The following is a 476-nucleotide window of genomic DNA, read 5'->3' as shown; positions in this document are numbered from 1 at the left end:
CCTCAGAGGAAAATGAGGCCATAGGTAAAAGTTGTGGCGGACTCTCAACCAAAATCCATTTAGCCGTAGACAGTTACGGTTTTCCTGTCCATTTTGAGCTTTCCGGGGGGCAAACCCATGATATCGTTCATGCTGAAAGTCTCCTTTCACAATCTCCAACTTCAGATTTTGTTATTGCGGATAAAGGATACGATAGTGAAGCTTTCAGGGAAATCGTCAAACGAAAAGGCGCGACACCGGTCATTCCCTACCGGAACAATAGCCGAAAATCGGATAAAAAGATTGATAAGGGTTTATATCGTTATCGTCATTTAGTGGAAAATGCGTTTGCCAGAATCAAGCATTTTCGTGCAATCGCAACAAGATACGATAAATTAGCACGGAATTATGCCAGTATGGTGGCACTGGCCTTTATCATCGTCTGGCTACCCATGTGGTCAGAATAAATGATGAACACAAAACGTCAACAGACCCTA

At 43.1% G+C, this 476-nt stretch carries 1 protein-coding gene; it reads left to right on the top strand.

What is annotated here, in order from left to right; genetic code table 11:
* Positions 1 to 446: IS5 family transposase (locus tag Xsto_RS20915; protein WP_141554568.1), on the top strand; the 446-nt coding region annotated here is incomplete at its 5' end.
* Positions 447 to 476: the final 30 nt, after the last annotated feature.

Origin of the sequence: Xenorhabdus stockiae (assembly GCF_002632825.1) — a bacterium.
Classification (GTDB): domain Bacteria; phylum Pseudomonadota; class Gammaproteobacteria; order Enterobacterales; family Enterobacteriaceae; genus Xenorhabdus; species Xenorhabdus stockiae.
This window is presented reverse-complemented; position numbering and strand designations above follow the sequence as displayed.